This is a genomic window from Modestobacter versicolor (genome assembly GCF_041028285.1).
In the GTDB taxonomy this organism is placed as follows: Bacteria; Actinomycetota; Actinomycetes; order Mycobacteriales; family Geodermatophilaceae; genus Modestobacter; species Modestobacter versicolor_A.
Window position 1 is genome coordinate 1 of sequence record NZ_JABGDB010000046.1, and the last position, 559, is coordinate 559.

1 protein-coding gene is annotated in these 559 nt (G+C 52.1%); it reads right to left on the reverse strand.

What is annotated here, in order from left to right:
- Nucleotides 1-559, reverse strand: a 559-nt coding sequence (locus HL054_RS22195; protein ID WP_369141299.1) for a hypothetical protein, incomplete at both ends; no start/stop codon positions are given.

Here is a 559-nt window from a genome sequence, read left to right on the forward strand (position 1 = left end):
AGGCTCAAGACTTCACTTGCGGCCTTCTGTGCTGCTTCTACCGTGTCATACTGCCATGAAAAATAGGATTGGCACGCCTCAATAACCCGATCCACCAGCTCTGTTTTAACCTGGAATTTTTCTATCATAGCCTCCAGCTCTGCCGCAAAAAATGCTCGTGGCGTTGCCTCACTGTATTCAGATTGGTAATAACTCAGTGCTTCCCGAATTAGTTCGGCCTTGTCCTCTGCGCATTGCGTTTCTGCGGCCTGTGCTGCCACCAGAAGCGACGAAACGTTATCATGCTGCCGTTGTATGCCTTTGACCCGTTCGGCCTCTGCTGCGGCTCTGGCGGCTTCTCTGGCGGCTTTGTCTTTGGCTCTCTCATACGTGAAAATATCGACGCATTTTTGCCAGCCGTCGCCAGTAACAGAGACAAGTTTTTTCCGCTGCTCCCATCCTTCCCACTCGCCAGAATCAAAAGGTTTATCGCCGTCTTTAGTGGTAGCTGGGGTGTCGCGTTCGTCCTCCCAAACACACAAGTATTGCTCGCCATTGATGGCAGCACTGACGCCCCACA